At 70.0% G+C, this 25,206-nt stretch carries 24 protein-coding genes; 10 read left to right on the top strand and 14 right to left on the bottom strand.

The features are described 5' to 3' along the window. The first annotated feature begins 11 nt into the window (after nucleotides 1–11). A complete protein-coding gene (locus ACIA5C_RS31500; RefSeq protein WP_396061247.1) occupies nucleotides 12–374 on the top strand; it encodes a VOC family protein in 363 nt (120 codons plus the stop codon). Here the strand turns inward: ACIA5C_RS31500 and ACIA5C_RS31505 are convergent. From ACIA5C_RS31505 to ACIA5C_RS31525, 5 genes are all read right to left on the bottom strand, one after another. Continuing rightward, the gene (locus ACIA5C_RS31505) at nucleotides 371–1,177 is read right to left on the bottom strand and encodes an inositol monophosphatase family protein (protein WP_396061250.1); all 807 of its coding nucleotides are present in this window, start codon (nucleotides 1,175–1,177) and stop codon (nucleotides 371–373) included. The two genes, ACIA5C_RS31500 and ACIA5C_RS31505, sit on opposite strands and share 4 nt — an antisense overlap. Further along, nucleotides 1,170–1,625: a response regulator gene (locus ACIA5C_RS31510; RefSeq protein ID WP_396061252.1), complete on the bottom strand. Its 456-nt coding sequence runs from the start codon at nucleotides 1,623–1,625 to the stop codon at nucleotides 1,170–1,172. Before ACIA5C_RS31510 ends, ACIA5C_RS31505 begins: the two co-directional genes overlap by 8 nt. Then, the gene (locus tag ACIA5C_RS31515) at nucleotides 1,622–3,220 is read right to left on the bottom strand and encodes an ATP-binding protein (RefSeq protein WP_396061254.1); all 1,599 of its coding nucleotides are present in this window, start codon (nucleotides 3,218–3,220) and stop codon (nucleotides 1,622–1,624) included. Before ACIA5C_RS31515 ends, ACIA5C_RS31510 begins: the two co-directional genes overlap by 4 nt. Beyond that, on the bottom strand, nucleotides 3,217–4,419 hold the full coding sequence (locus tag ACIA5C_RS31520) for a PP2C family protein-serine/threonine phosphatase (protein ID WP_396061257.1): 1,203 nt from the start codon (nucleotides 4,417–4,419) through the stop codon (nucleotides 3,217–3,219). Before ACIA5C_RS31520 ends, ACIA5C_RS31515 begins: the two co-directional genes overlap by 4 nt. A gap of 79 nt (nucleotides 4,420–4,498) precedes the next feature. Continuing rightward, nucleotides 4,499–4,855: a hypothetical protein gene (locus tag ACIA5C_RS31525; protein WP_396061259.1), complete on the bottom strand. Its 357-nt coding sequence runs from the start codon at nucleotides 4,853–4,855 to the stop codon at nucleotides 4,499–4,501. A gap of 75 nt (nucleotides 4,856–4,930) precedes the next feature. Between ACIA5C_RS31525 and ACIA5C_RS31530 the strand changes: the two genes are divergently transcribed. Next, on the top strand, nucleotides 4,931–7,282 hold the full coding sequence (locus tag ACIA5C_RS31530; protein ID WP_396061262.1) for a M28 family peptidase: 2,352 nt from the start codon (nucleotides 4,931–4,933) through the stop codon (nucleotides 7,280–7,282). Between the two features lie 182 nt (nucleotides 7,283–7,464). Here ACIA5C_RS31530 and ACIA5C_RS31535 read toward each other — a convergent pair whose 3' ends face one another. Then, a complete protein-coding gene (locus tag ACIA5C_RS31535; protein WP_396061264.1) occupies nucleotides 7,465–7,749 on the bottom strand; it encodes a Smr/MutS family protein in 285 nt (94 codons plus the stop codon). Nucleotides 7,750–8,059: 310 nt separating this feature from the next. Further along, complete coding sequence (locus ACIA5C_RS31540) at nucleotides 8,060–8,422, bottom strand: tetratricopeptide repeat protein (RefSeq protein ID WP_396061266.1); 363 nt, start codon at nucleotides 8,420–8,422, stop codon at nucleotides 8,060–8,062. A 146-nt stretch (nucleotides 8,423–8,568) separates the two neighbouring features. Between ACIA5C_RS31540 and ACIA5C_RS31545 the strand changes: the two genes are divergently transcribed. Continuing rightward, on the top strand, nucleotides 8,569–10,761 hold the full coding sequence (locus ACIA5C_RS31545) for a hypothetical protein (protein WP_396061268.1): 2,193 nt from the start codon (nucleotides 8,569–8,571) through the stop codon (nucleotides 10,759–10,761). Here ACIA5C_RS31545 and ACIA5C_RS31550 read toward each other — a convergent pair. From ACIA5C_RS31550 to ACIA5C_RS31560, 3 genes are read right to left on the bottom strand one after another with little or no spacing between them, the layout of a single operon-like run. After that, nucleotides 10,695–11,180, bottom strand: a complete 486-nt coding sequence (locus ACIA5C_RS31550) for a hypothetical protein (protein WP_396061270.1) — start codon at nucleotides 11,178–11,180, stop codon at nucleotides 10,695–10,697. The genes ACIA5C_RS31545 and ACIA5C_RS31550 overlap by 67 nt on opposite strands. Nucleotides 11,181–11,199: 19 nt before the next feature. Next, nucleotides 11,200–11,862 (bottom strand): response regulator, encoded by a 663-nt coding sequence (locus tag ACIA5C_RS31555; protein ID WP_396061272.1) that lies wholly within the window; start codon nucleotides 11,860–11,862, stop codon nucleotides 11,200–11,202. Further along, nucleotides 11,859–13,175 carry a sensor histidine kinase gene (locus ACIA5C_RS31560; protein ID WP_396061275.1) on the bottom strand — a complete coding sequence of 439 codons (1,317 nt, stop codon included), beginning with the start codon at nucleotides 13,173–13,175 and terminating at the stop codon, nucleotides 11,859–11,861. The genes ACIA5C_RS31555 and ACIA5C_RS31560 overlap by 4 nt, the downstream gene beginning before the upstream one ends. Before the next feature lie 129 nt (nucleotides 13,176–13,304). Between ACIA5C_RS31560 and ACIA5C_RS31565 the strand changes: the two genes are divergently transcribed. From ACIA5C_RS31565 to ACIA5C_RS31590, 6 genes are all read left to right on the top strand, one after another. After that, nucleotides 13,305–14,477 carry a hypothetical protein gene (locus ACIA5C_RS31565; RefSeq protein WP_396061277.1) on the top strand — a complete coding sequence of 391 codons (1,173 nt, stop codon included), beginning with the start codon at nucleotides 13,305–13,307 and terminating at the stop codon, nucleotides 14,475–14,477. A gap of 17 nt (nucleotides 14,478–14,494) precedes the next feature. After that, on the top strand, nucleotides 14,495–15,229 hold the full coding sequence (locus ACIA5C_RS31570) for a response regulator transcription factor (RefSeq protein WP_364101113.1): 735 nt from the start codon (nucleotides 14,495–14,497) through the stop codon (nucleotides 15,227–15,229). A 13-nt stretch (nucleotides 15,230–15,242) separates the two neighbouring features. Then, a complete protein-coding gene (locus tag ACIA5C_RS31575) occupies nucleotides 15,243–16,763 on the top strand; it encodes a sensor histidine kinase (RefSeq protein ID WP_396061280.1) in 1,521 nt (506 codons plus the stop codon). Between the two features lie 202 nt (nucleotides 16,764–16,965). Beyond that, nucleotides 16,966–18,030, top strand: coding sequence for a 3-deoxy-7-phosphoheptulonate synthase (locus ACIA5C_RS31580; protein ID WP_396061283.1), 1,065 nt, complete (start codon nucleotides 16,966–16,968; stop codon nucleotides 18,028–18,030). A gap of 86 nt (nucleotides 18,031–18,116) precedes the next feature. Further along, the gene (locus ACIA5C_RS31585; RefSeq protein ID WP_396061286.1) at nucleotides 18,117–20,285 is read left to right on the top strand and encodes an ArnT family glycosyltransferase; all 2,169 of its coding nucleotides are present in this window, start codon (nucleotides 18,117–18,119) and stop codon (nucleotides 20,283–20,285) included. A 155-nt stretch (nucleotides 20,286–20,440) separates the two neighbouring features. After that, complete coding sequence (locus tag ACIA5C_RS31590) at nucleotides 20,441–21,682, top strand: glycosyltransferase (RefSeq protein ID WP_396061289.1); 1,242 nt, start codon at nucleotides 20,441–20,443, stop codon at nucleotides 21,680–21,682. A 256-nt stretch (nucleotides 21,683–21,938) separates the two neighbouring features. Here ACIA5C_RS31590 and ACIA5C_RS31595 read toward each other — a convergent pair whose 3' ends face one another. The 4 genes from ACIA5C_RS31595 to ACIA5C_RS31610 all read right to left on the bottom strand — a co-directional run bounded on the left by ACIA5C_RS31595 (nucleotide 21,939) and on the right by ACIA5C_RS31610 (nucleotide 24,364). After that, nucleotides 21,939–22,220 carry a DUF3040 domain-containing protein gene (locus ACIA5C_RS31595; protein ID WP_396061291.1) on the bottom strand — a complete coding sequence of 94 codons (282 nt, stop codon included), beginning with the start codon at nucleotides 22,218–22,220 and terminating at the stop codon, nucleotides 21,939–21,941. A 191-nt stretch (nucleotides 22,221–22,411) separates the two neighbouring features. Further along, nucleotides 22,412–22,639, bottom strand: coding sequence for a hypothetical protein (locus tag ACIA5C_RS31600; protein ID WP_396061294.1), 228 nt, complete (start codon nucleotides 22,637–22,639; stop codon nucleotides 22,412–22,414). Nucleotides 22,640–22,649: 10 nt separating this feature from the next. Further along, nucleotides 22,650–23,738 (bottom strand): winged helix DNA-binding domain-containing protein, encoded by a 1,089-nt coding sequence (locus tag ACIA5C_RS31605; protein WP_396061297.1) that lies wholly within the window; start codon nucleotides 23,736–23,738, stop codon nucleotides 22,650–22,652. Between the two features lie 11 nt (nucleotides 23,739–23,749). Continuing rightward, nucleotides 23,750–24,364, bottom strand: a complete 615-nt coding sequence (locus ACIA5C_RS31610) for a GNAT family N-acetyltransferase (RefSeq protein WP_396061299.1) — start codon at nucleotides 24,362–24,364, stop codon at nucleotides 23,750–23,752. Nucleotides 24,365–24,550: 186 nt separating this feature from the next. Between ACIA5C_RS31610 and ACIA5C_RS31615 the strand changes: the two genes are divergently transcribed. Further along, on the top strand, nucleotides 24,551–25,195 hold the full coding sequence (locus tag ACIA5C_RS31615) for a TetR/AcrR family transcriptional regulator (protein WP_396061302.1): 645 nt from the start codon (nucleotides 24,551–24,553) through the stop codon (nucleotides 25,193–25,195). The last annotated feature ends 11 nt before the right edge of the window (nucleotides 25,196–25,206 follow it).

Consider the following 25,206-nt stretch of genomic DNA (forward strand, 5'->3'; position numbering starts at 1 on the left):
GGGTGGCAGTCGTGTTCACCACGGCGTTTCCGATTGTGACCGTCCCCTCAATCGCGGCGGCCCTTCAGTTCTACGTCGGCCTGCTCGGTTTCCAGGCGACCTACGCGTTCCCGTCGGAGGGCGAACCCGATTTCGTGGTGGTGCGGCTCGGCGCGAGTGAGATCGGGCTGGGCCTCGACCCGCTGGCCGCACCCGCCGATTCGCTGGAGATCTGCGTCTATGCCGACGACTGCGACCGGGCCGTCGCGACGCTGCGCTCGGCCGGCGTGCTGGTCGTCGAGGAGCCGAGCGACCAGGCCTGGGGCGAACGGATGGCCCGGGTGCTCGACCCGGCCGGCAACCGGGTCATGATCGTTTCGCGGGAGAAGAGCTAACCGCGGAACGACGGCAGCAACGTGTCGCGCACCGACTGCCAGATATCCGCGTTCTCCGCGACGAGCAGACCTGACTCGCGGTTGGCCGGCTGGTAGTCGGAGCCGTCGAAGTGCCGCACGGTGCCGCCGGCCTCCCGGATGATCAGCGTGCCGGGCACGTGGTCCCACGGAAGCACCCGCCAGAACGCCGCGAACTGCTGCCGGTCGGTGGCGACGGCCGGGTATTCCCAGCCCGCGCAGTGCCGGCCGCGGGTGATCTCGCGGAAGAAGTGGGCGTTGCTCTTCGCCTCGTCACGCAGGTCGTCCGGGAAGTAGTGCGTGGCGACCACGCCGACCATCGCGGCCAGGCCCGGGTCGTCGGTGCGGCTCTTGACGCGTACGCCGTCGCGGTAAGCGCCGGAACCGCGCTCGGCCACCGTGAGGTGGTCGCCGGGCAGGTCGAGGATCCAGGACGCGACCGTCTCGCCCCCCTCGACCAGCGCCACCATCATCGCGAACGGCTCCTTGCCGGCCGCGAAGTTGTTGGTGCCGTCGACCGGGTCGACGATCCAGATCGGCCCCTGGCCGGTCAGCCGGTCGAGGATGCCCGGGTCGGCGGCGACCGCCTCCTCGCCGACCACGGTCGAACCCGGCAGCAGCGCGGTCAGCCCGCGGGTCAGCTCGCGTTCGGACTCCTGATCGGCGACCGTGACCAGATCGCCCGGTGTCTTCTGATGCACCTCGTCGGCCGAGAGGTGCCGGAAACGCGGGAGCACGACCGTGGCCGCGACCTCCCGGATGAGCTCGGCGACCTGTTCAAGCACGCGGCGGCAACTTCACGACGCTGACGAAGAATTCGTCGATCTGCCGGATGACCGCGATGAACCGATCGAAGTCGACCGGCTTGGTCACGTAGGCGTTGGCGTGCAACTGGTAGCTGCGCAGGATGTCCTCGTCGGCCGAGGAGGTGGTGAGCACGACCACCGGGATGCGGCCGAGGTCCTCGTCCTTCTTGATCTCTTCGAGCACCTCGCGGCCGTCACGCCGGGGCAGGTTGAGGTCGAGCAGGATCAGGTCGGGGCGCGGAGCCTCGGTGAACGGACCCTCGCGCCGCAGGTAGGCCAGGGCCTCGGCACCGTCGGAGACCACCGTGAGCCGGTTGCGGACCTTGTGCTCCTCGAAGGCTTCCTGGGTCATCAGGACGTCGCCGGGGTCGTCCTCGACCAGCAGCACCTCGATCGGTGTGCCCTCGGCTCTCGTGAGCTCGGTCATGCGGTGACCTCTTTCTGCGTTTCCGGGGCCTGGGAAGGCTCCGTCGAACCGGGCAGCACCGGGATCGTGAAGTTGATCGAGGTGCCTTCCTCGACGTCGAGGTCCAGCCAGATCCGACCGCCATGATATTCGACGATCTTCTTGACGATGGCGAGTCCGATGCCGGTGCCGTCGTAGGCGTCCCTCGCGTGCAGCCGCTGGAAGATGACGAACACCTTGTCGGCGAACTCGGCCTCGATGCCGATGCCGTTGTCGCGCACGTTGATCTGCCACTCGTCGTCCTCGAGCTGAGCGCTGACCCGGATGACCGGCGGCACGTCCGGCCGGCGGAACTTCAGCGAGTTGCCGATCAGGTTGACGAACAGCGTCGTCAGCAGCGGCTCCTCGCCCTCCACGATGGGCAGATCGGCCCAGATGATCTCGCCGTCGGCGCCGGCGCGGGCCTCGAGTTGCGACCGCACCTCCTCGAGCACCCGGTTGAGGTCGACCTCGGTGAAACCGCTGGTCAGCCTGCCGATCCGGGAGAACGCCAGCAGATCGTTGATCAGCCGCTGCATGCGCTGTGCGCCGTCGACCGCGAAGCCGATGTATTGGTCGGCCCGCTCGTCGAGCTGCCCGGCGTAGCGGCGCTGCAGCAGCTGGCAGAAACTGGCCACCTTGCGCAGCGGTTCCTGCAGGTCGTGGGACGCCACGTAGGCGAACTGCTCGAGGTCACGGTTGGAACGGGTGAGCTCCTCGGCCTGAATCTTGAGCTGGTCGTTGATCCACTCGACCTGGGTGCGGGCCTCGCGAACCTCGGACAGTTCGGTCGCGATCTTCTGCCGCATGGCGTCGACATCGCCGGCCAGACCGGCCAGCTCCGGCGAGCCGCCACTGGCGATGTGCCGGTCGTAGTTGCCCTCAGCGGCATCACGCACCTGCTCGGCCAGCTCGACGACCGGACGGCTGACCAGCCGGTCGAGCAGCAGCAGCAGGGCCGCACCGGCCAGGATGACGATCGCCGACGCGGCGATCTGCAGGGCCACCAGGGTCTGGCTGGTGTGCCGGGCGGCCGCCGCCGACTTGTCGCGCAGCGTCTGGATCTGGCCCTGCATCCGGTCGATCGCGGCGCGTACGGCGTCGAACCGGCCGGTCGAGGCGGCCGTGATCTGGGTCTGCCCGGCCGCCTTGCCCCGCGATTCGATCGTCTTGATCACCGGCTCGGCGACCTCGCTGTGCCAGGCCGCGGCCTGCGATTTCACCAGATCGAGGGACGCCCTGATGTCGGTGTCGTCCGGTTTGAGCAGGCCCTCGATGAGCGCGACGTCGTCGCGCTCCTCCTGCTGCCCGCTCGTGTAGGGCGCCAGATTGGCCGTCTGACCGGTGATCGCGTAACCGCGGATGCCGGTCTCCTGGTCGACCAGGGCGGTATAGAGCGACTCGCCGGCCGCCCGCATCGGGCTGGCCCGGTTGAGCACGTCGTCGAGCTGGCGGTTGTTGCGGGCGGCGGTGACCACCGCGAACACGGCCAGCGCGCTGAGCAGCACGCCGACCGTGAAGCAGAGCGCGACGATGCGCCGCCGGAGGGTCCAGGTGCTGAGGTTCCACACGTTCAACGCCCGCTCCCCCGGGAGATCAACAACATCGCCACATCGTCGGCCAGCGGGCCGCCGTTGGCCTGCTCGGCCCGCCCGACCAGCCAGGCCGGCAGGGCGGCCAGCGGCACGTCGGCGGCCGACGGCTCGCCGAGCAGCCTGCACAGGCCGTCGACGTCGAGCCGCTCGTTGCCGGCGCCGGTGTGGCCCTCGATCAAGCCGTCGGTGTAGAGCAGCAGGGACCAGTCCTCGCCCATGAACTCGACGTCGGTGGCCGGGGCCGGCTTGGGACTGACGCCCAGCACGATGCCGGTGCGGGCCGGGACCGGGACCGCCCGGCCCCCGGACAGCAGCACGGGTGGCGGATGGCCGGCGAGGCGTACGGTCGCGCGGTTGCTCGTCAGATCGACCACGACCGAGGCGACGGTCGCGAAGATCTCCCGCGCCCGGCGCTCGCTCATCAGCACCTGTTCGAGTGAACTCAGGATCTGTTCCTCGGGCACCCCGGCCAGCACCAGGGCCCGCCAGGCGACCCGGAGTTCCACGCCGAGCGCGGCCTCGTCGACCCCGTGGCCGCAGACGTCGCCGACGATCACGTGCAGCCGGTCGTCGCCGACCTGGACGACGTCGAAGAAGTCGCCGCCGAGCAAACCCATCGCCCGCCCCGAGCGATAGAACGTGTGCACCGCGACCTCGGTGGTCTGCATCAGCGGCTGGGGCAGCAGGCCGCGTTCCAGACGGGCCGACTCGGCCTGCCGAAGCTCGACCTCGCGCAGGCGCTGGGCGTTTTCGTCCGCCCGCTTGCGCTCGACCGCGTAGCGCAGCGCCCGGGTCAGCAGCACGCCGTCGACCTGGCCCTTGACCAGGTAGTCCTGGGCGCCCTCGGCGACCGCGGCGACGCCCAGGTGCTCGTCGGAGCGGCCGGTCAGCACGCAGACGGCGGCGCCACCGGCGACCGAGAGAAACTTGCGCAGTCCGTCGATGCCCTCGGCGTCGGGCAGGCCCAGGTCGAGCAGGACGCACTGCACGCCCTGCATCTTGGTGCCGGCCTCACGCAGCGTGGTGGCCACGCTCAGCTCGAACGGGGCCTCGGCCTCGTCGAGCAACTCGCGGACCAGGAACGCGTCGCCCTCGTCGTCCTCGACGAGGAGCACGCGCAGCCGCTCCTGAGGCGTGGCCGTGGCGCCGCGGACGCGGGGCGCGACCGACCGTTCCGTCATGCCGAGAACCCCACTCGTCTGCACCGGGCGTGTCCCGCTGATCGTCGCTCAGGAGCGGCGGGCACACAACTCTGACCCCTCAACGGTCGTCCTCACCGGGCTCGGACCTCGCCGCCGCGGCCACCCGGGCCGCGTGGTCGGCGATCACCTGGCCGAGGATGCCGTGCAAACGCCCGCAATCCCGGCAATGCAGGTTTTCGTCGAGGTGACGACCTCCGCACTCGACGCAGGTGCCGCGGTCCTCCGGGTCGCGATAGGAGGCCAGGGCCCGGCACAGGGCGCGCACGACATGGTCACTCAGCGGAAAGACACCCTCGCCGAGCGCGGTGCGGACACCGACGATCGCCACCGGCCGCGCACCCGGATCGGGGTCGTAGGGGGCCACGGCGTCGATGAACTCCGCGACGACGGCGGCGGGGTCGATCGGCGTACTCACCCCGACAACGCTATGCCACGCCGTAATCGATCTTTTCGCTACCCGGTTGTCGTACCCAGCCGCTTAGATGACCCCATGCGCGCACCCGCCCTCGTCGATGTCGCCCACCGGGCTCTCGCCGCCCTGGCGGCGATCGTCGTGCTGGCTTTGATCGGTTTTGCCGCGGTTCGCTCGGTCGAGCCGCCGGCGGCGGCTCCTTCCTCGGCTCCGCCGAGTCAATTCAGCGCCGGGCGGGCCTTCGAGCAGGTCCAGGCCATCGCCACGGTTCCGCACCCGGTGGGAAGCGCTGCGCAAAATTCGGTACGGGAGCATCTCGTCACGGCGTTGCGGCAGCTCGGATTGACGCCTGAGGTGCAGGACACGGTCTCGCCGGAGGGCGGGGAGCTGTCGTCCTCGGCCGGCGGCATCGGTCTCGCCCACGTGCGCAACATCGTCACCGTCATACCGGGCACCGCGTCGACCGGGCGGCTGTTCCTGGTCGCGCACTACGACTCGGTGCAGACCGGTCCGGGCGGCAACGACGACGCGGCCGGCGTCGCGACCGTGCTCGAGACGGCCCGTGCGCTGGTCAACGGACCGCGGCTGCGCAACGACGTGGTGCTCGTGCTGACCGACGCCGAGGAGGCGTGCCTGTGCGGCGCGGCGGCGTTCGTGCACCAGAGCCCGCTGGCCAAGGACGGCGGAATCGTTCTCAACCTCGAGGCCCGCGGCAGCTCCGGTCCGGCGATCATGTTCGAGACGTCCGACCACAACCAGAAGCTCGTCGATGCGTACGCGCACACCCCCAAGCCGGTCGGCACCTCGTTCGCGGTCGAGATCTATCGGCTGCTGCCCAACGACACCGATTTCACGCCGTTCCGGCTGGCCGGTTTCCAGGGGCTCAACTCGGCCTACATCGACGGGGCGGCGGTCTACCACGCACCCACCGACCGGCCCTCGGCGATGAACCGTGACAGCCTCCAGCACCACGGCGACAACGCGCTGGCGCTCACCCGCGAACTGGGCAACGACAACCTGACCCGGCTCGGCTCGAGCGAGGACGCGACCTACTTCCCGGCGCCCGGCCTGCTCGTACGCTATCCGGGCTCGCTGGTCTGGCCGTTCGCCGCGGCGGCGCTGGTCGCGGTACTGGCGCTGGCCTGGCTGGCCCGCCGGCGCGGGCTGATCACGACGAAGCGCGGCCTGGGCGCGTTCGCGGTGACGCTGATCCCGATCGTGGCCGCCCCGGTGCTGGCCCAGGTCTACTGGCTGGTCCTCAAGCTGATCCGCCCGGCCTACGGCGAGCTGCCGATCGACCCCTACCACCCCGTGCCCTACCGATTGGGCGTGCTGGCCCTGACCGCGCTGGTGGTCTTCGCCTGGTTCGCGATGTTCCGGCGGAGGCTCGGAGCGGCCGCTCTGGCAATCGGCGGCCTCGGCTGGCTGGCCGTGCTCGGCCTGGTGCTGGCCGGGGCGACGCCCGGCGGATCATACCTGGCCGCGCTGCCCGCCCTGGCCGGCGCGATCCTAGGCATCGTGGCAATCTTGCTGCGCGGCTGGTGGTCGGTGGCCGCGGTGGTGCTCGGCGGAGCAGTCGCGGTGATCATCCTGCTGCCGACCGCGGTGATGTTGTTCCCGGCGCTCGGCATGCCGCTGGCCGGCGCGGGTGCATTCCTGGCCGTGCTGCTCGGCCTGGCCCTCTTGCCGGTGATCGACCTGCTCCACCCCGAGGGCGGCGGTCAGCGAGGCCCGGCCGCGCTCAGCGCCCGCCGCCGCGGCACGCTCCCGGCCGTGGCCGCCGCGCTGGCCCTGGTCGTCTTCAGCGTGGTCGGCCTGTCGGTCGACCGGTTCGATCGCACCCATCCGGCGCTGACCCAGCTGATGTACGCGCTGGACGCCGACAACAACACCGCCCAGTGGGTGAGCGACGAGGCGAGCGTGCAGAAGTGGACCTCGCAGTACGTCTCCGGCCGGCAGCACGAGGTCCGCGACAGCCTGCCGTTCTTCGGCCCGGAAAAGGTACGCACCGGCAAGGCCCAGCCGGCCGGCATCCCGGCGCCCCGGCTGACCCTCGAAAGGGACGTCCCGGCGGACGGCGCCAGGCGCCTGGTGCTGCGACTGACCCCGCAACGCCCGGTTCGCCTGGTCACCCTGCACGTCGGCGCCGAGACCCGGGTGCTGGCGGCCGAGGTGCAGGGCCAGCCGATCATCCCGGCCAACCAGAAAAACCAGCGGTGGGGCTGGGGCTTCGTCTTCCACGGCCCACCAGCCGACGGCATCGAGATCACGGTCACGGTCCGCACCCCGGGCCCGGTAACGTTCCGGGCGATGGACGGCAGCGACGGATTCACCGGGGTCCCCGGCTTCCAGGAACGCCCGGCCAACGTGGGCATAGTCGGCTCACACACCAGCGAGTTACTGGCCGTGGCCAAGACCTACAAGTTCTGACCGCCGAGCGCCGCGCCCGATCGCCCCCTTGCCGGCACGGCCGGGTGCCGTCAGCGTTCAGGCATAGCCGCCGCCGGCCCGGCCGGTGCGCGCAACGTTCCCGCATGCCCGGCGACGGCGCGCCTTTGTCCGCAACGTTCCCGCATGGCCGGCGATGGTTCGACCGCCGTCCGCGGCGGTCGTCAGCGGCCCCGGCCGCGGCGGCCGGTCGACTCCTTGAAGCGGAAGTGGATGAAGAGCCGGCCCCAGTTGTCGCCGTCCTTCTCCACCCGGTGATAGAGCTGCTTGATCTCCCGCTGGTCGAGGAACCGGAGCACCTTCTTCTTCAGCGCACCACTGCCCTTGCCCGGGATGATCTCGACGAGGGTCGCCTTCTTCTCAATCGCCTCGTCGATGATGTCGCGCAGGGCCTTGTCGATCTGCTGGCCCTTGTTGAAGATGTCGTGAAGGTCAAGCTTGAGTTTCACAGGTCACGATCCTAGGTGGTGTCTGGCCGATCGGAGCCGGAGCGAGGGAGTCTCTGGTCTCGGCCGGGTCCGCCCTCTCGGGTGTCTGCTGAGTCGCGCCCGTCGAGCGCCGGAGACCGGGCTGTATCCGGGCGTAGCCGACGGTTGTATCCGGGCGTAACCGGGTTGTATCGGACGTGGTCCGGGGTTGTATCGGGCACGGCCGGGGGTTGTATCAGCGTGGCCGGGGTTGTATCCGAGCGTGGCCCGGGCGGTTTCCAGGCGGCGGCTGAGGCACGCCGCGGCCCGGCCTCCATCCACCGAAAGCCGCCTATTGTTTGCCGAGCCACTGCTCGACGCGGTGCACGGCCTCGGCGTAGTCGGGCTGCTGCTTCATCGCGGCGGCGAGCCGCAGGTGCGGGAGCGCCTCACGAAAACGGCCGGCCCGTTCGAGGGTCCGGCCGAGCACGTGATGTGCGTAATGATCGGAAGGATCATGTTCGATCAGTGCCCTGAGCTGGGTTTCGGCGCCGTTGAGCTGGGCCGAGTTGAAATAGGCCCGGGCCAGTAACTGGCGGACCGCAGCGTTGTGCGGCTCGGCTTGGACGATCGGCTCGAGGAGCCGGCTGGCCCCGAGCGGATCGCCCGACTCGAAGAAGAAGGTGGCCCGGCGGTACTCCTCGAGAAGATCCACGCTCGCTCCTCACCCGCGGGCGGCCATCGCCGCCGACCTCGATCCTCAACGCTGGCACAACATCGAGCCAACGGCGAGGGTTCGAGTGATCCCAGGTTCCCGACAATTCGCCCCATTCAGCAACTTTCGCCTTAGACAATGCTCGGGTGGGCGACTTCCCGAGCCACCTCATGTACGCGCCGCCGCGTCCCCGATTCGGGCGTGTCCGAGCGACCGTCATCGGCGTCTTCATGCTGGCGCTCTGCCTGCTGCTGGCCGGCGGAACCTCGTCCGTGACCCCGAGCTCGCCGGCATTCCTGATCGCCGGGATGAGCGAGATTCCGTCGCCGCCCAAGGGCAGTTCGTGGGCGCCCAAGCTGGTCGATGCGAACGGCCTCAAGATGGTCGCGAGCACGGACGGTCAGCAGTTCCAGCTACACACCGCGGGTGGCGATCGGACCTTCCTGCCCGGAGTGAACCTGGGCGCCACCACGCCCGGTCACCAGTCGGGCGATCTGTCGATCGCGGCCGCGCAATATCGGGCCTGGTTCGCGGCGATGAGCTGGCTCGGCATCCGGGTGGTGCGGATCTACACGATCCACCCGCCGGCGTTCTATCAGCAGCTCGCGGCGTACAACGAGGCCAACCCGGATCGGCCGATCTATCTCATGCAGGGCGTCAACTTGCCCGACGACTCGTACATCCAGAAGCGCAACCTCTTCGACCCGGCCGTCACCACCGCCTTTCAGCGTGAGCTGAAAGACGCCTCCGGCGCCGTCTCCGGCCACCTCAGCCGGCCGGCTTCGCCCGGCCGGGCCAGCGGCGTGTGGAACACCGACATCACACCGTGGTTGCTCGGGTGGATCGTCGGCACGGAGCTTGACCCGTACGCGGGGGAAGCCTCCGACAAACACAATGCGTCAGCACCGGGCCATGACGGAAAGTACTTCCGCTCGACGGGCGACGCCACGCCAACCGAGCGGTGGCTGGCCGCGCGCATGGACGAACTCGCCGGCTACGGGGCCGACCTGGGACTCAGTCAGCCGATCGCCTTCGTCAACTGGCCCACCACCGACCCGCTGCGCCATCCCGACGAGCCGCTGGCCCGCGAGGACATGCTGCAACTGGACGCCAACCACGTGCGGCCGACCGCGGACTGGCCGGCGGGCACCTTCGCCAGCTACCACGCCTACCCCTACTACCCGGACTTCCAGCGGCACGAGCCAGCACTGCAGGACTATCAGTACGACGGGCGGTCCGACCCGTACGCCGGTTATGTCGCCGCCCTGGGGCGGCACCACCCGGACATGCCCACGTTGATCACCGAATTCGGCGTGCCGTCGTCGATCGGCTCGGCCCACAATGCGCCGCTCGGACGCACCCAGGGTGACCACAGCGAGCAGCAGGCGATGCAGATCGACGCCGGCCTGCTGCGGCTCATCCACGACCAGAACCTGGCCGGTGGCTTCCTCTTCGAGTGGACCGACGAGTGGTTCACGATGAGCTGGAACACCAGCGCCCACCAGGATCCCGACCGGCGCCAGCTGTGGCACGACCCGATGACCAACGCGCAGAACTTCGGGCTGCTGGCGATGGACGCGAACGGCGAACCCGGCGGCTCCCCGCAACAGCTGCTCAACACCCAGGGTGGCTGGCCGGCCCGGCGGGTGACGGCGACGGTCGACGAGTCGTACGTGAACCTGACCATCGGCCTCGGCGGTTCCCCGCCGGACTCGCTGGCCGTCGGCTTCGACGTGCTGCCCGGCCTGGCCGGCACGCCGTTCGCCGGGAGCACCGACCGCAAGCCGGACGCCGCACTCGCCCTCAACCTTGTCGCGCGGACCGGGCAGGCGTACCTGCGGAACGAGCTCGACCCGATGCCGCTGGACTACGCCGTGCCGGGCTCGGAACGCGGCCAGGCACCGGTCGGCTGGAAGCCGTTCAGCCTGATCGTGAACCGTCGGCTGACCGTGCCCGGCACCAAACAGAAGCTGCCGCTGGAGCTGCAGGACGCGGGCATCCTCCGGTACGGGTCGTGGGATCCGAGCGACCCGCACGCGGACAGCCGCTCGATCTGGCACCGGGACGGCGACGACCTGGTGGTACGGGTGCCGTGGGCGCTGCTCGGGTTCGCCGACCCGTCCTCGCACGAGGTCGCGGTGCCCAAGCCGACCAGCAACGGTGGTGCCACGCTGACAACGCAGACCACCCCCGGCATCACAATGTCGATCACGGCGGCCGGCGCGGCCCAGCAACTCACCCAGCTGACCTGGGTGAACTGGACCCGCCCGGACTACACCGAGCGACTCAAGGAGGGCGCCGACCGGTGGCGGGATGCGACCCTCGACCTCGCGCCCTGACCGCTGCCCATCTTGACCAGCGCGAATCCGGCGCCGATCAGGGCCAGTCCGATCGAGATCAGGAGCAGCGGGTTGAAGCCGAATCCGCCGTCGCCGGTGCCCATCCCGGCCGCCGCGCGGTCGGCACCTTGGTCAGCTCCGTTGCCTGCCGCCTGGCTAGCTCCGTGGCGGGCCGCCTGGTCAGCGCCGGCCCAGCAATAAACCTCGCCCGGTTCAGTAAGCGCGCAGGTGCTGTCTCCGGACGCGGCGAGCTGCACGACCTTGCCGGTGACCCGAACCCGGACCGGCTGCGCCGCGCCGTCGCAGTAGACGCCGCCGCTTCGGGTAAGCGAGCAGTTCTGAGCCGCCCGCGCCGGCGCCGCAACGAGGATCGCAGCCAGGGCAAGGAAGATCGCCGTTACTCGTCCGCCCAGCCACATGCCGACGATTATGGGCGCTTTAGCAGCCTTTGTCCGCTTCCGACACGAGCAGCGCGACCTGAACCCGGTTGGTCAGCTCCAGCTTGGTCAGGATGCGCGACATGTACGCCTTGACCGTGGCCGTGCTCATTGCCAGCTCACCGGCGATGTCCTGGTTGGTGCGCCCCTCCGCGACGAGCCGTGCGACCTCCCGCTCGCCCGGGCTGAGCCGTGCCAGCACCGCTCGCGCCTGCTCCTGCCGCGGGTCACCGGCCGGCTCGGCGGCAAAGCTCATAACCCGGCGAAACACACCCGGCGACATCATCGGCTCACCGGCCGCCACTTGCCGGACAGCGTGCGCAATCTTCTCCGGCGGCGTGTGCTTGAGCAGAAAGCCACTGGCCCCGGCCCGCAAAGCAAGCCGAATGTGCCGATCGGTGTCAAAGGTCGTCAGGATGATGACCTCCGGCGGCTCCCGGCGGGCCCGCAACTGCTCCGTCGCGCTGATGCCATCCAGCCCAGCCATCCGAATGTCCATCAGCACAACGTCGGGCCGATGCTGATTGACCGCTCCGAGCACCTCGCTGCCGTCGGCCACCGCCCCCACCACCTCGATGCCGTCCAACTCGCCCAGCATCATCGCGAGGCCAGCCCGGACGAGCGCGTCGTCATCAACGATGAGCACTCGAACCGGCACCGTCACGGCGGCCACGGTACCCGGGCAACCAGACGGAACTCACCCTCCGCCGTAAGCCCGAACTCCAACTCCCCACCGACCAGATCCATCCGCTCCCCGAGCCCGATCAGACCACTCCCCGCCCCCGGCAGACCGTCTCCCGCCCCCGGCAGACTCCCTCCCGCCCTCAGCACACCGCTCCCGACGCCCGGCACCGCGCTCGGCGAGCGGCTCTTCACACCCGGCCCATCACCCTCCGCGCACGGCAAGGCAGCTTCCGCGCTCGGCACCCCACCCGTCAGGCCGCCTCCCGCGTCTGGCACTCCAGCCGCCAAGCTGCCTCCGGCGTCCGGAACGCCGCTCCCGGCAGCGGCCGGTAGGGCGCCTGGCGCGCCCGGGAGCGTCGTCTTCCTGGCTTGCGGGACGGGATTGGTGATCTCGACGGTCAGCTCGTCGGTGGCCTGGAGGCACACGTGGACCGGGGCGCCTGGGGCGTGCTTGCGGGCGTTGGTCAGGCCCTCCTGGACGACGCGGTAGACATGTCGGCCGACTGACTCCGGCGCCGCGGCCAGGTCGTCGAGTCGGCTGTCGAGGGTGATCGTGGAGCCGGCTTGTCGGGCCTCTTCGACGAGCGCGGGCAGGTCGGCGAGCGTTGGCTGGGGGCGGTCGGCATCGGATATGTCGTCGTCTCGCAGCATGCCGATCACTGCCCGGAGATCCTCCAGCGCTTGGTAGGCGCACTCCCGCACGACCGCGGCCGCCCGCCGTTCCTCCTCCGGCGCCGACCGTCGCACCTCGAGCGCTCCGGCATGCACGGCGAGCAGGGAGATGCGGTGGGCGAGCACGTCGTGCATCTCGCGGGCGATGCGTTCCCGCTCGGCGTGACGGACCTCCTCGATCTGCAGCCAGTGCCGCACCTCGGTCTCACGGCTCCGGTCGTGCACCGAGCGCGCGAGCAGACCGGTGGCTACGGCCGCGGTGTCCAGCGCGAGGAGCACCGCCGTCCCCTGCACGAAGTCGCGGGCGCTGCCGGCCGCCAAGGCGAACAGCGGGATCACCACTGCGGCGTGCACGGCGACCACCACCGCGGTCACCCGCAACGACCGGTAAAGGGCCACCGCGCCGACTGCGATCGCGGTGGCCCCCATCCCCGCGGCCGACAGCACCGTCGAGGCCATGAGCAGGCCGGCGACCATGGCCGGCCGGCGGCGGCGAGCCAACAGGGCGAGGCACGCCACCAAGCCCACCGCAAGATCGAGGACGGTGGCGTGCTGCGAGTCGAGACAGAACAGCGCGCCCAGCACCGCCGCCAGGGCGATGAGTGCGGCGTCGATTCGCATGGGCTCACGCTACGGGTTGGGCGTCGAGTCTGGCCGCGGCCGAAGGGCGGCGGAACCGTCGACTTTGGTCTATGCGGCACCGTCCGTCGGCCGTCGCGGCGGGGCAGGCCGGGCGGCCAGGCTCAGGTCATGCGTACGCCGTGGAAATCCGTCCTGGGTCTGGCTCTTCTAGCGCCGCTCGTCGGCGAGTTCCTGCTCGGCAACGTGGCGATCCGCGAGATCGGCGCGCTGATCCTTCTGGCTCCTTTCTACGGTGGCGGGGCCCTGTTGGTACGGGAGGTCGCACGACGTACGGGAAAGGGCTGGCCGACCCTCCTCGTTCTCGGCCTGGCCTACGGCCTCGTGGAGGCCGGGGTCTTCGACGGTTCCCTGTTCAGCACCGCCTACGAGGGCGTGGATTATGACGCGGTCCGCATTCCGGTGCTCGGCGTGAGCGGGTTCTACGGTCTCCAGTTCGTGCTCAACCACGCCGTCTGGAGCATCGGCATCCCGATCCTGCTGACCGAGACGCTGACGTCGCGCAACCGGACAACAACCCCGTGGCTCGGGCGGTTCGGACTCGCCGTGACTACCGCGGTCTACCTAGCCGCCGGCCTGCTGATCCGTTATGACAGCGTGCAAAGCGGCGAATACCACGTCACCTGGGCGCAGGGCATCGGTGTCGCGGTCGTCGCCCTCGTGCTGATCTGGATCGCCCTGCTCCTGCCGAGTCCGGAGCCGAAGCGGCAGCCAGCGCGAGACAGAGAGCCGGCACTGCAGCACGAGCCGGCACTGCACCACGAGCCGGCACTGCACCACGAGCCGGCACTGCACCACGAGCCGGCACTGCACCACGAGCCGGCACTGCACCACGAGCCGGCACTGCAGCTCGAGCGGGAACCACGGCGGCAGCGGGAGCCGCGGCCGTCGCCCCGCGGGTCGGACCGATGGGTGCCGCGTCCGTGGCTGGTCGGGGTGGTGGGCTTCGGGCTGTCGAGCGCCTATCTCGTTCTACCCGCGACCTGGCCGGGCGTCGCCCTCACGGTCACGATCGTCGCCCTGGCGGCTTGGCTGATCGTGTGGCTCGGCCGCCGCGCCGGATGGCAGAGCCGGCACGAGATCGCCCTTGCCGGGGGTGCGCTGATGACGTACGCGTGGGCCGGTTTCCTGCTCACCACCCTGAAGCACCGGGCCGATCCGGTGGCTTTTACCGGTAACGGGGTATTTACCGTGGCAGCGGCCGCCCTGGTCGCACTGGCTTTCCGCTGCCGGTCCGCGGTCACAGGTGCTACACAGGAAGCGGAAAGCTCGCGCAAAGCGTGACCCATAAAAGTAGGGGCATGACGATGGCGAACGCAGACACCAACGAGCTCCGCCGCCCCGACGGTGGGCCGGTTCGGGTGCTGGTGGTCGACGACGAGCCGACGCTCGCCGAACTGCTCTCGATGGCTCTGCGCTACGAGGGCTGGGACGTGAAGAGCGCGGGGGACGGCCAGACCGCCGTGCGCACCGCCCGCGAGTTCCGGCCCGACGCCGTCGTCCTCGACATGATGCTGCCTGACATCGACGGGCTTGAGGTGCTGCGCCGGCTGCGCGGCGAGACGCCCGAGGTGCCGGTGCTGTTCCTGACGGCCAAGGACTCGGTCGAAGACCGCATCACGGGCCTCACCGCGGGCGGCGACGACTATGTCACCAAGCCGTTCAGCCTGGAAGAGGTGGTCGCCCGGCTGCGCGGGCTCATGCGGCGGATGGGTCACTCCCCGATGCGTACGGAGTCGCAGCTGGTCGTCGGCGACCTCAGCCTCGACGAGGACAGCCACGAGGTGCGCCGGGGCAGCGACCTGATCACGCTGACGGCGACCGAGTTCGAGCTGCTGCGCTACCTCATGCGTAACCCGCGCCGGGTGCTGAGCAAGAGCCAGATCCTCGACCGGGTCTGGAACTACGACTTCGGCGGCCAGGCCAACGTGGTCGAGCTGTACATCTCGTACCTTCGTAAGAAGATCGACGCGGGCCGCAAGCCGATGATCCACACGATGCGCGGGGCCGGCTATGTCCTCAAGCCCGCTGACTGAGATCCGTCCGCGTATGACGTGGCGCAGCCCGGGCACGTGGCCGCTGCGTACCCGACTCGTGGCGCTCATGATCGCTCTGCTCTGCCTGCTCGGGGTTCTGGTCGGTGGCACGGCCGAGATCTTCTTGAGCAAGACGCTCTACCACCAGGTCGACAACCAGCTCGACCAGGCGATGAACTTCGGCCGCCCGGGTGGTTTCCACGGCGGCAGCTTTCCCGACCCGGACTCGGACGCGCGGGACCGGCCGTTCGGCGGCTCCGTCCTCGGCTCGATCCAGCTGACCCACTATCCCGACGAGGACGCGGTCCACGGAGGCGTCGTCGAGCCGAGCCCGATCAGCGACGACCAACCCGGTCTCACCTTCTCCGGGATCTCCGCGGCCAACCAGGCGCGGCTGCTCGCCGTCGACGCCGACGGGCACCGGGAGACGGTTTCGCTCGACGGTATCGGTACCTTCCGCGTCGAGGCCCGGGTCAACAACGGCACCTTGCGGGTCGTAGCGCTCTCCCTCCAGGGCACCGACCGGGTCCTCGTGCAGGTCGCGCTGGTCACCTTCGGGGCCGTGCTGATCGCGATCGGCGTCGCCGGCTGGGCCGGTGCCCTGATCATCCGCCGGAACTTCGCGCCGCTCGACCGGGTTGCGGCGACCGCGACCCGGGTGTCCGAGCTGCGGCTCGACCAGGGCGAGGTGCGGCTGGCCCAGCGCGTGCCGGTCGGCGACACCGATCCGCGCACCGAGGTCGGTCAGGTCGGCGCGGCCCTCAACCGGATGCTCGACCACGTCGGCAACGCGCTGGAAGCGCGGCACGCCAGCGAGATGCAGGTACGCCAGTTCGTCGCCGACGCCAGCCACGAGCTGCGTACGCCGCTGGCCGCCATCCGCGGCTATGCCGAGCTGAGCCGTCGCAGCCGGGCCCCGATCTCGGACGAGGTCGCGCACGTGCTGGGCCGGGTCGAGTCGGAGGCCAAGCGGATGACCGGCCTGGTCGAGGACCTGCTGCTGCTAGCGCGCCTGGACGCCGGGCGGCCGCTCGCCCACGATCCGGTCGACCTGACCATGCTGGTCGTCGACGCGGTCAGCGACGCCCACGCCGCCGGGCCGCGCCACTTCTGGCAGCTCGACCTGCCCGAGGAGCCGGTCACCGTGGTCGGTGACGGCCAGCGACTGCATCAGGTGCTGGCCAATCTGCTGGCCAACGCCCGTACGCACACTCCGGAAGGCACCACCGTGACCGTCGCGGTGAGCGCAACCAACGATGCTGCCGTTCTTCGGGTGATCGACGGTGGGCCGGGCATCCCGGCCGAGTTGCAGCCGCACATCTTCGAGCGGTTCGCCCGCGGGGACAGCTCCCGGTCGCGGGCGGCCGGCAGTACCGGGCTGGGGCTGTCGATCGTGTCGGCCGTGGTGGCGGCTCATCGGGGCAGTGTGTCGGTGGAGAGCGTGCCTGGTCAGACCGTGTTCACCGTCACCCTGCCGCTGGCGCGCGTCCCGGTAGGTGAGCAACTCGCGCGCACGCTTCCGCGTGCGCGCTGAGGCAGCGCTATGCTGTCGGGCGTGACTCGTTGGTATCGGTGGTTTACCGGGCCGGCTCAAAGCCGGTGTCCCGGTCATCACCGCATGACCTGAGACACCCGCCAGAGCCGGCCGAGGCAGCGACATTCCCGTCGCTGCCTTTTGTTTTGCGAGCGAGCCGGCTCGGGAGCCCCGGGGTCCGGCAGAAGGAAAGCGACAAACGATGACCGTCCCCGAGGTCCAGCGCGTCCGTGACCAGCGCATCGAGCGTGTCGTGCCGCTGATGAGCCCCGCCTTGTTGCACCACGAGTTGCCGCTGACGTCCGAGTTGCACGACACCGTGCTGGCCGGCCGAGCGCAGGTCGAAGACGTGCTCAACGGCCGAGATCCGCGCCTGCTGGTCGTCGTCGGCCCGTGTTCGGTGCATGATCCGAAAGCGGCGGGCGAGTACGCGACGCTCCTCAAGGCGCAGGCCGACCGGCTCAGCGACGACCTGCTGATCGTGATGCGGGTCTACTTCGAGAAGCCGCGCTCCACCGTCGGCTGGAAGGGTCTGATCAACGATCCGGCGCTCGACGGCACCGGCGATGTGAGCAGCGGTCTGCGGATTGCCCGCAAGCTGCTGCTGGAGATCGTCGGGCGGGGTCTGCCGACCGCGGTCGAGTTCCTCGACCCGATCACTCCGCAGTACATTGCGGACACCGTGGCCTGGGGTGCGATCGGCGCGCGTACGGTCGAGTCGCAGGTGCACCGCCAGCTCGCCTCCGGCCTGTCGATGCCGATCGGCATGAAGAACCGGCCCGACGGCAGCATCCCGACCGCGATCGAGGCGATCCAGGCCGCGGCCGTGTCGCACGTCTTCCCCGGCATCGACTACTCGGGCACCCCGGCGATCCTGCACACCACCGGCAACCCGGACACCCACCTGGTGCTGCGCGGGGGCGGCGGCAAACCCAACTACAGCGCGACGGACGTCGAGAACGCGCTGGCGCTGCTCCGCAAGGAAGGCCTGCCCGAGCGAGTGGTGATCGACTGCTCGCACGGTAACAGCGGCAAGGACCATCTGCGCCAGCCGGGTGTCGCCGACGACGTGGCCGCCCAGGTCGCGGCCGGGCAGCGCGGCATCAGCGGCGTGATGCTGGAGAGTTTCCTGGTGCCGGGCCGGCAGAACCTGGGTGGCGAGCTGACCTACGGCCAGTCGATCACCGACGCGTGCATGGGCTGGGACGCCACCATCGAGGTGCTCGAGCGTCTGGCTTCGGCTTCGGCGAAACGGGCTCATAGATAGCGCACAGGGACGCCACAAGGGCGGGACAGGGCTCACGCCGAAAGTTGGTCGGGTAAAGCCCTGTCCCCCGCGTGTGGAGTGTCGCGATGACTTCGACGTTGCCCGTCCCGCCGGCTACGGCGTACCCGGAAACGCCGCCACCACCCCCGGCCCGGCGCCGAGCCGGGTTTTTCTTCGGCCCGGCCGGCGACGCCGCCTGGGCGCGCCCGTCGATGTGGGTGTTGCTGCTGGTCACCGCGGTTCTCTACCTGTGGGGCCTCGGTAAGTCGGGCTGGTCCAACGCCTTCTATTCGGCCGCCGTGCAGGCCGGCTCGGCGAGCTGGAAGGCGTTCTTCTTCGGTTCTTCCGACGCGGCCAACTCGATCACGGTCGACAAGACGCCCGGCGCGCTGTGGATCATGGATCTCTCGGCCCGGATCTTCGGGGTCAATTCGTGGAGCATCCTGGTGCCGGAGGCGCTGATCGGCGTGGCCAGCGTGGCGCTGCTCTACAGCACGGTGAAACGCTGGTTCGGCCCGGCGGCCGGGCTGATCGCCGGGGCGGTGCTCGCGCTCACCCCGGTCGCGGTGCTGATGTTCAAGTTCAACAACCCGGACGCGCTGCTCGTCCTGCTGATGATCGCCGGAGCGTGGGCGACTTCGCGCGCGATCGAAACCGGCCGGACCCGGTGGCTCGTCTGGGCGGGCGTCTTCGTCGGCTTCGGCTTCCTCGCGAAAATGCTGCAGGCGCTGCTGGTGGTGCCGGCCTACGCACTCGCCTACCTGTTCGCCGGTCCTCCTCGCCTCGGCAAACGCATCGTCCAGCTGCTGCTTTCCGGCGTGGCGGTGGTCGTCTCGGCCGGCTGGTACATCGCGATCGTCGAACTGTGGCCGGCGTCGTCCCGCCCGTTCATCGGCGGCTCCCAGAACAACAGCCTGCTCGAACTCGCCCTCGGCTACAACGGCCTCGGCCGCCTCTCGGGCGACGAGACCGGCAGCGTCGGCGGGGGCGGCGGGGGCGGCGGCTGGGGCCAGACGGGCCTGCTGCGGATGTTCGACACCGACCAGGGTGGACAGATCTCGTGGCTCCTCCCGGCGGCACTGATCTTGCTGGCCGGCGGGCTCGCGGTGACATGGCGACGGGCGCGCACCGACCGGCAGCGGGCGGCACTGCTCCTGTGGGGTGGATGGCTGCTCGTCACCGGGCTGACGTTCAGCCTGATGCAGGGCATCTTCCACGCGTACTACACGGTCGCGCTGGCGCCGGCGATCGGCGCGGTAGTCGGGATGGGCGCGGTGCTGCTCTGGCGGGCCCGCCGCGACGTGTGGCCGATGATCCTGCTCGCGATCACGGTTGCGGTCTCGGCCTGGTGGTCCTACCACCTGCTGGCCCGCAGCGCCGACTTCCTGCCGTGGCTGCGGTGGGTGGTGCTGGTCGCGGGTCTGCTGGCGGCGGCCGCGCTGGTTGCGACGATCCGCCTGGGCCGGCGGGTGGTTGCGGTGGCCGGCGGGGTCGCGGTGGCTGCTTTGCTTGCGGGGCCTGCGGCGTACGCGACGCAGACCGCGTCACAACCGCACACCGGGTCGATCCCGACTGCTGGGCCGGCGGTGGCCGCTGGATTCGGTGGGCGGGGCGGATTCCCCGGCGGGGGTCGTGGCGGCGGCGGGTTCCCAGGCTTCAACGGCAACGGCAACGGCGGCGGCTTCGGAAACGGCGGCGGCAATGGCGGCGGCTTCGGAAACGGCGGCGGCTTCGGCGGCCAGAACGGCAATGGCAACGCGAACGGGACCGGCCAGAACGGCGGCAGCACCGGCAATGGGACCGGGAACGGGAACGGAACGGGCCAGAACGGCGGCGGCTTCGGTGGCGGCCGGCGCGGCGGTGGCGGCATGGGCGGCCTGCTCGACGCCTCCACGGTCAGCGCCGAGATGAAGGCTCTGCTCCTCGCCGACGCCGACAAATACACCTGGACCGCGGCCGCGGTCGGCTCGCAGAGCGCCTCCGGCTACCAGCTGGCGACCGGCCAGCCGGTCATGGCGATCGGCGGCTTCAACGGCACCGATCCCTCTCCCACCCTGGCCCAGTTCCAGCAGTACGTGGCGGAAGGCAAAATCCACTACTTCATCGGCAGCGGCGGCGGCTTCGGCAACAACATGGGCGGCTCGAACGACAGTTCCCAGATCGCCCAGTGGATCGCCCAGAACTTCACCGCCAAGTCGGTGGGCGGCGTGACCGTCTACGACCTGACCGCTCCGGCCAGCACCACCACGGCCTGACTATCTCCTCCGACGCCGGGCAGGCGGCTCCCTTCACCGGGAGCCCCGGCCCGGCGTCCTCGCGTTCGGAAAGCGACATATCCCCGGAAAAGTTCACAGGGGTGGCACAGGGTCGCCACATTGGTGACCTAGTTGGCGAGCAGATCGTTGCTGGCATGAGCCTTTCGACGCTGCCTTCGCACGACGCCGCCGCGACCGGCTACCGGGCACCTGTGCTCGACGTCGTGGTGCCGGTCTACAACGAGGAGATCGACCTCGAGCCGTGCGTGCGGCGTCTGCACGCGTACCTTGCGGCACACTTTCCCTATCCCTTTCGGATCACTGTCGCGGACAACGCCAGCACCGACGCCACCGCCGACGTGGCGCGGCGGCTGAGCACCGAGATGGCCGGCGTCGCATCGGTACGGCTGGACGAGAAGGGACGCGGTCGCGCCCTCAAGCATGTGTGGACGCAGTCCGACGCGGCGGTTCTCGCCTACATGGACGTCGACCTGTCGACCGACCTCGGCGCCCTGCTCCCACTGGTCGCCCCCTTGATCTCGGGGCACTCGGACCTGGCGATCGGCTCGCGCCTGGCCCGCGGTTCCCGGGTCGTACGGGGCGCCAAGCGCGAGATAATCTCGCGCGGCTACAACTTGATTCTGCGGGGCACGCTGGCCGCCCGGTTCTCCGACGCACAGTGCGGTTTCAAGGCGATCCGCTCCGATGTGGCCGTCCGGCTGCTGCCGATGGTCGAGGACACCGGCTGGTTCTTCGACACCGAGATGCTGGTGCTGGCCGAACGGGCCGGTCTGCGCATCCACGAGGTGCCGGTCGACTGGATCGACGACCCGGACAGCCGCGTCGACATCATGTCGACCGCGGTCGCCGACCTGAAGGGGATCTGGCGCCTCACCCGGGCGCTCGGCTCCGGCCGGCTGCCGCTGGGCGCCCTCCGCGACCAGCTGGGGCGCGATCCGCTGCCGGTCGCCGGGGTGCCGGCCGGGCTCACCGGCCAGCTGATCCGCTTCGCCGCGGTCGGGGTGGCGAGCACGCTCGCCTACCTCTTTCTCTACGCGGTGCTGCGCACCCCGATCGGCGCCGGCCCTCAATGGGCCAACTTCATCGCCCTGCTACTCACGGCCATCGCTAACACCGCGGCTAATCGGCGGCTCACCTTCGGCGTACGGGGAAACGACCGTGCCTGGAAGCACCAGGCGCAAGGCCTCGCGGTGTTTGCGGTGGGCCTTGGCCTGACGAGCGGGTCGCTGGCGCTGCTGGACGGCCTGTCGTCGGCGCCGCCGAAGTCGGTCGAGATCTTCGTGCTGGTGGTGGCCAACCTGGTCGCGACCGGGGTGCGGTTCCTGCTGATGCGGATCTGGGTGTTCCGGAGCCGAGCCCGCGAAGCCCGGGCCTGATCTCGCAGCCGTCGTGGGGGGCCACGACGGCAGTCCAAGACAGACCCTTCCCAAAGAGAAAGGCGACGCCGGTCCCCCGTCCGGCGTCGCCTTTCTTTGATCGTCGAGTGTCTTGATCGTCGAGTCTCTTGATCATCGAGTCTCTTGATCATCGAGCGCGCGCCGCCCCCAGCCCGCCCCCCACCCCGGCTCTGGGAGGGGACGAGTCAAGCAGCCGGGTACGACAAGAATCGGTCGTCGTCCACAGCCGGGCGGGTCAAGCCTTGGAGACTCGGCGGGCGCGCAGGCAGACGGCAGTCGAGACGGTCACGGCGCAGGCGGCGGTGATCGCGGCGGGGCTCCACCAGGTGAGGATGCCCAGCGTGATCGCGGTGGCCCAGAGGACGGCGGCGGTCAGGATCAACGTGATCGGGAAGCGTTTGCGGCGGGGCGGCACCAGGGGCTGCCCACCCTCCAGGCGGGCACAAAATTCGGGATCGTCACGCCATAACTGGCGCTCCAGTTCTGCCAGTCGACGGCTGTCTTCCCTGCTCAGCATGTCGCCACCTCCGCTCGGGCCGCGGGTCACGCACCTGACCGGAGAAGAGGACCACCCCGATCAATGCCATTGTTACTCGCGCGTTGCCTTAGCGATACCTGCGAGGATGCCGACCCCGGGGTGAATAGTGGCTTTTACCCTCGAAGACCGATAATTCCGAGTTATCGACGGTCAACTTCTCCGGCGATCTGTCAAGAGCGGGGACCGTCGTCGGCCGACGGACGCGGGGCGGCGCGGTATTCCATCACCTGCTGCTCCTGCCGGGTCTTGAGCGCGCCCACGTTGTAGATCTCGTCGAGCGGACCCATCAGCCGGGCGCCCGCGTTGCTCCGCCGAATGCGCCGAGCCAGCAGCACGAACGGCGCGAGCACGACGACGAGCCCGGCTACGACCGCGAGCAAGCCGAAGACCTGAGTCATGACCGGCAGCCTATTCGAAGGTGACGGTGGCCGACGGTACGCCGCGGGCACGGGCCACGTGCGCGGACTCCTCCTCGATGTCGGCCCGCTGCGCCGGGGTCAGCGGGCCGAACGGGGTCACGGTCAGGTCGACCCGTTTGCGGGCCACCAGCTTGGCGCGCCACACGCCGACGATCTCGCCGTCGGCCAGGACGACACCCGGGTTGCCGAGGATGCGCCAGACCTCCTTCTGGCGGTCGCGGCCGGGCACCAGCACGTCACGATCACGGGCCTGGAGCAGCGGATCCATGCCGGGGAGCAGACGCACGCCGACCGGATCGGGTGGCGACTCCAAATGCTTGACCGCGGCGGCGGGGAGCCAGGCCTTCTTGCCCTCGACCCTCACCTCGGCCAGATCGTCCGGCCAGACCTGCTTGATCTCGGCGGTCGTGGTGCCGACGTATTTGGCGATCTCGGCCGGGGTGGCGGGACCGAGGAACCGCAGGTAAGTCGCGATCAGGTCGGCTATGCCGTCGTTCGACGAGGGGATCGGGGGCCCGTCGGGGATCGGGCCGAGCGTCGCCTCGCGGCCACGGGACTCGACCTCGACGCCGCCGGCCAGGCCGGCCACCTGCCAGATGTTGCCGCCGATGTGCCGGGCCTTGCAGGAGCGGCACTCGTAGGTCAACTCCTTCGGCACGCGCTTGCTGACCTGGGTGCTCACCTCGCCTCGGGCCATCGAACGGGTCAGCACCTCGCGGAACGCGGCCGCGGTGACCCGGAACGCCTCGATGCCCAGCCGGCCCGCATCGGGCATCTGGCCGCTCTTGATGCGGGCGGCCGCATCGGCGTCGGTGAGCGGCCACAGCTGGCGAGTCAGGGCCGGGAGGTCACGGCGCCGATGCAGGTGGGGCGCGCCACGGGCGGCCCAGACCATGATCAGGCGATCGTCGTCGAAGCCGGCGGCGGTGCGGGCGGCCAGGGCGACCTGCAGCGAGCCCGGCATGTACTCCTGGACGCCGAGATCGAGCACGTCGAGGTCGCCGGGCCGGGCCTTGCCACGTTTGGCCAGGCCCTGCGCGGCCACGCGGAACGCCATCACTTGAGCGCGGTCGGCCATCGGGCACCTCCCTAGAACTGGGTGCGACGACCGTACCGCCGGGCTGCGACATTTCTCAGCCGTTCCATCCGGGTGCCGGCCCGGCCCTCGACCAGTTCCCACGTGTCGAGGCTGGTCGGGCCGTACGGGCCCTCCTGCAGGATCGCCGGCTCGCCGGTGAGACGGAAGCCGCAGCGACGGGCCACGGCGGTGCTTGCGAGATTGCCCGGATCGATCCGCAGCAGGAGACGTGAGAGCTTCAGCGTGCTCTGCGCGTACGCCGAAAGCAGCGACAACGCACTCGCCGCAAGCCCCCGTCGGCGATGAGGCGCGCCGACCAGATAGCCGAGCTCGGCCTCCTTGAGGCCGAGGTCGACGCCGAAGAGAAGGACCTCGCCCAGGGGCACGCTGCCATCGGCGGTGATCGCAAGCTGGATGCGCTGGCCGGTGGCGCGGCCCTGATAGGCGCGCTTGAGGTACGCGATGCCGGCCTCCACGTCGAACGGCGACGGCATCGGTGTCCAGCGGGCGATGTCGGGGTCGTCGAGCATCACGACCAGGTCGTCGAGGTCGTCCGAACGCCATTCGCGCAGGACGACGCCGCCTCCCGTCAGAGTGAGCGGGAAGGGAAGGCGGCTCGCGGTCACAGGTGAATCGTGCCGGTTAGGAGGCACTTCCGGCCAGAGGGCGGCGGAGGTCAAGGGTGTTACGGGCGGCATAGTACCCGGACCGACATCGCCGGAATGGACAACGTGGACTGTCGAGAAGCGTGATCACCGGGGCTTTTCGGCACTGTTTAGGAGGAGTCGGCGCCGAGGGCCTACGGTGGGGGCGTGGAAGAGCGGACGGCGGTTGCGCCGCGCCGAGGCGCACCATCCCGCCGCGGCGAGAACTACGGCGGACGGTCCCGGCAGGAACGGGCCAGCGACCGGCGGGCCAGGATCGTGACGGCGGCGGTACACCTCTTCGGCACCCGCGATTACGAGGACGTGACGGTCGCCGACGTTTGCGCCGGAGCAAAGGTCTCCAAGCGCTACTTCTACGAGCACTTCACCGACCGGGAAAACCTGCTGCTGATCGTGCACCGCGAGCAAAATCGTTGGCTGCTCGGCCAGGTCGCCGGGTCGGCCCCGCCTCAGGCAGCAACGGCCGAGGAGCTCCTCCGGCCGATGATGCGCACGCTGATCGCCAAACTGGTCGAAGATCCGGAACGCGCCCGCGTGATCTACGTCAACGCGCCGCGCATGGAGACCCGCCGCCGCGGTGTGCTGCGGGAGGACGCCCAGCATTTCGCGCCGCTGGTCAACCGGTTCGTCGGCGACACGGCCGACAAGCGGCGGCTGGAACGCACGTTGCTGGCGCTGATCGCGGGCATCAGCGAGGTCATCATCGACTGGATCTCGCGCGACATGGCCGAGGACCCGGACGAACTGGCTGACCACCTGACGTGGATCGCCGGCCACCTCCTCGCTCATTGACGTACCGGCGA

Source organism: Actinoplanes sp. NPDC051343 (genome assembly GCF_044455125.1).
GTDB lineage: Bacteria > Actinomycetota > Actinomycetes > Mycobacteriales > Micromonosporaceae > Actinoplanes.

Coding starts and splice junctions, on each gene's coding strand:
- ACIA5C_RS31510 (WP_396061252.1), bottom strand. CDS start 1,625: ATGACCGAGCTCACGAGAGCCGAGGGCACACCGATCGAGGTGCTGCTG.
- ACIA5C_RS31520 (WP_396061257.1), bottom strand. CDS start 4,419: ATGACGGAACGGTCGGTCGCGCCCCGCGTCCGCGGCGCCACGGCCACG.
- ACIA5C_RS31530 (WP_396061262.1), top strand. CDS start 4,931: ATGCGCGCACCCGCCCTCGTCGATGTCGCCCACCGGGCTCTCGCCGCC.
- ACIA5C_RS31550 (WP_396061270.1), bottom strand. CDS start 11,180: ATGTGGCTGGGCGGACGAGTAACGGCGATCTTCCTTGCCCTGGCTGCG.
- ACIA5C_RS31560 (WP_396061275.1), bottom strand. CDS start 13,175: ATGCGAATCGACGCCGCACTCATCGCCCTGGCGGCGGTGCTGGGCGCG.
- ACIA5C_RS31565 (WP_396061277.1), top strand. CDS start 13,305: ATGCGTACGCCGTGGAAATCCGTCCTGGGTCTGGCTCTTCTAGCGCCG.
- ACIA5C_RS31570 (WP_364101113.1), top strand. CDS start 14,495: ATGACGATGGCGAACGCAGACACCAACGAGCTCCGCCGCCCCGACGGT.
- ACIA5C_RS31575 (WP_396061280.1), top strand. CDS start 15,243: ATGACGTGGCGCAGCCCGGGCACGTGGCCGCTGCGTACCCGACTCGTG.
- ACIA5C_RS31580 (WP_396061283.1), top strand. CDS start 16,966: ATGACCGTCCCCGAGGTCCAGCGCGTCCGTGACCAGCGCATCGAGCGT.
- ACIA5C_RS31585 (WP_396061286.1), top strand. CDS start 18,117: ATGACTTCGACGTTGCCCGTCCCGCCGGCTACGGCGTACCCGGAAACG.
- ACIA5C_RS31590 (WP_396061289.1), top strand. CDS start 20,441: ATGAGCCTTTCGACGCTGCCTTCGCACGACGCCGCCGCGACCGGCTAC.
- ACIA5C_RS31595 (WP_396061291.1), bottom strand. CDS start 22,220: ATGCTGAGCAGGGAAGACAGCCGTCGACTGGCAGAACTGGAGCGCCAG.
- ACIA5C_RS31600 (WP_396061294.1), bottom strand. CDS start 22,639: ATGACTCAGGTCTTCGGCTTGCTCGCGGTCGTAGCCGGGCTCGTCGTC.
- ACIA5C_RS31605 (WP_396061297.1), bottom strand. CDS start 23,738: ATGGCCGACCGCGCTCAAGTGATGGCGTTCCGCGTGGCCGCGCAGGGC.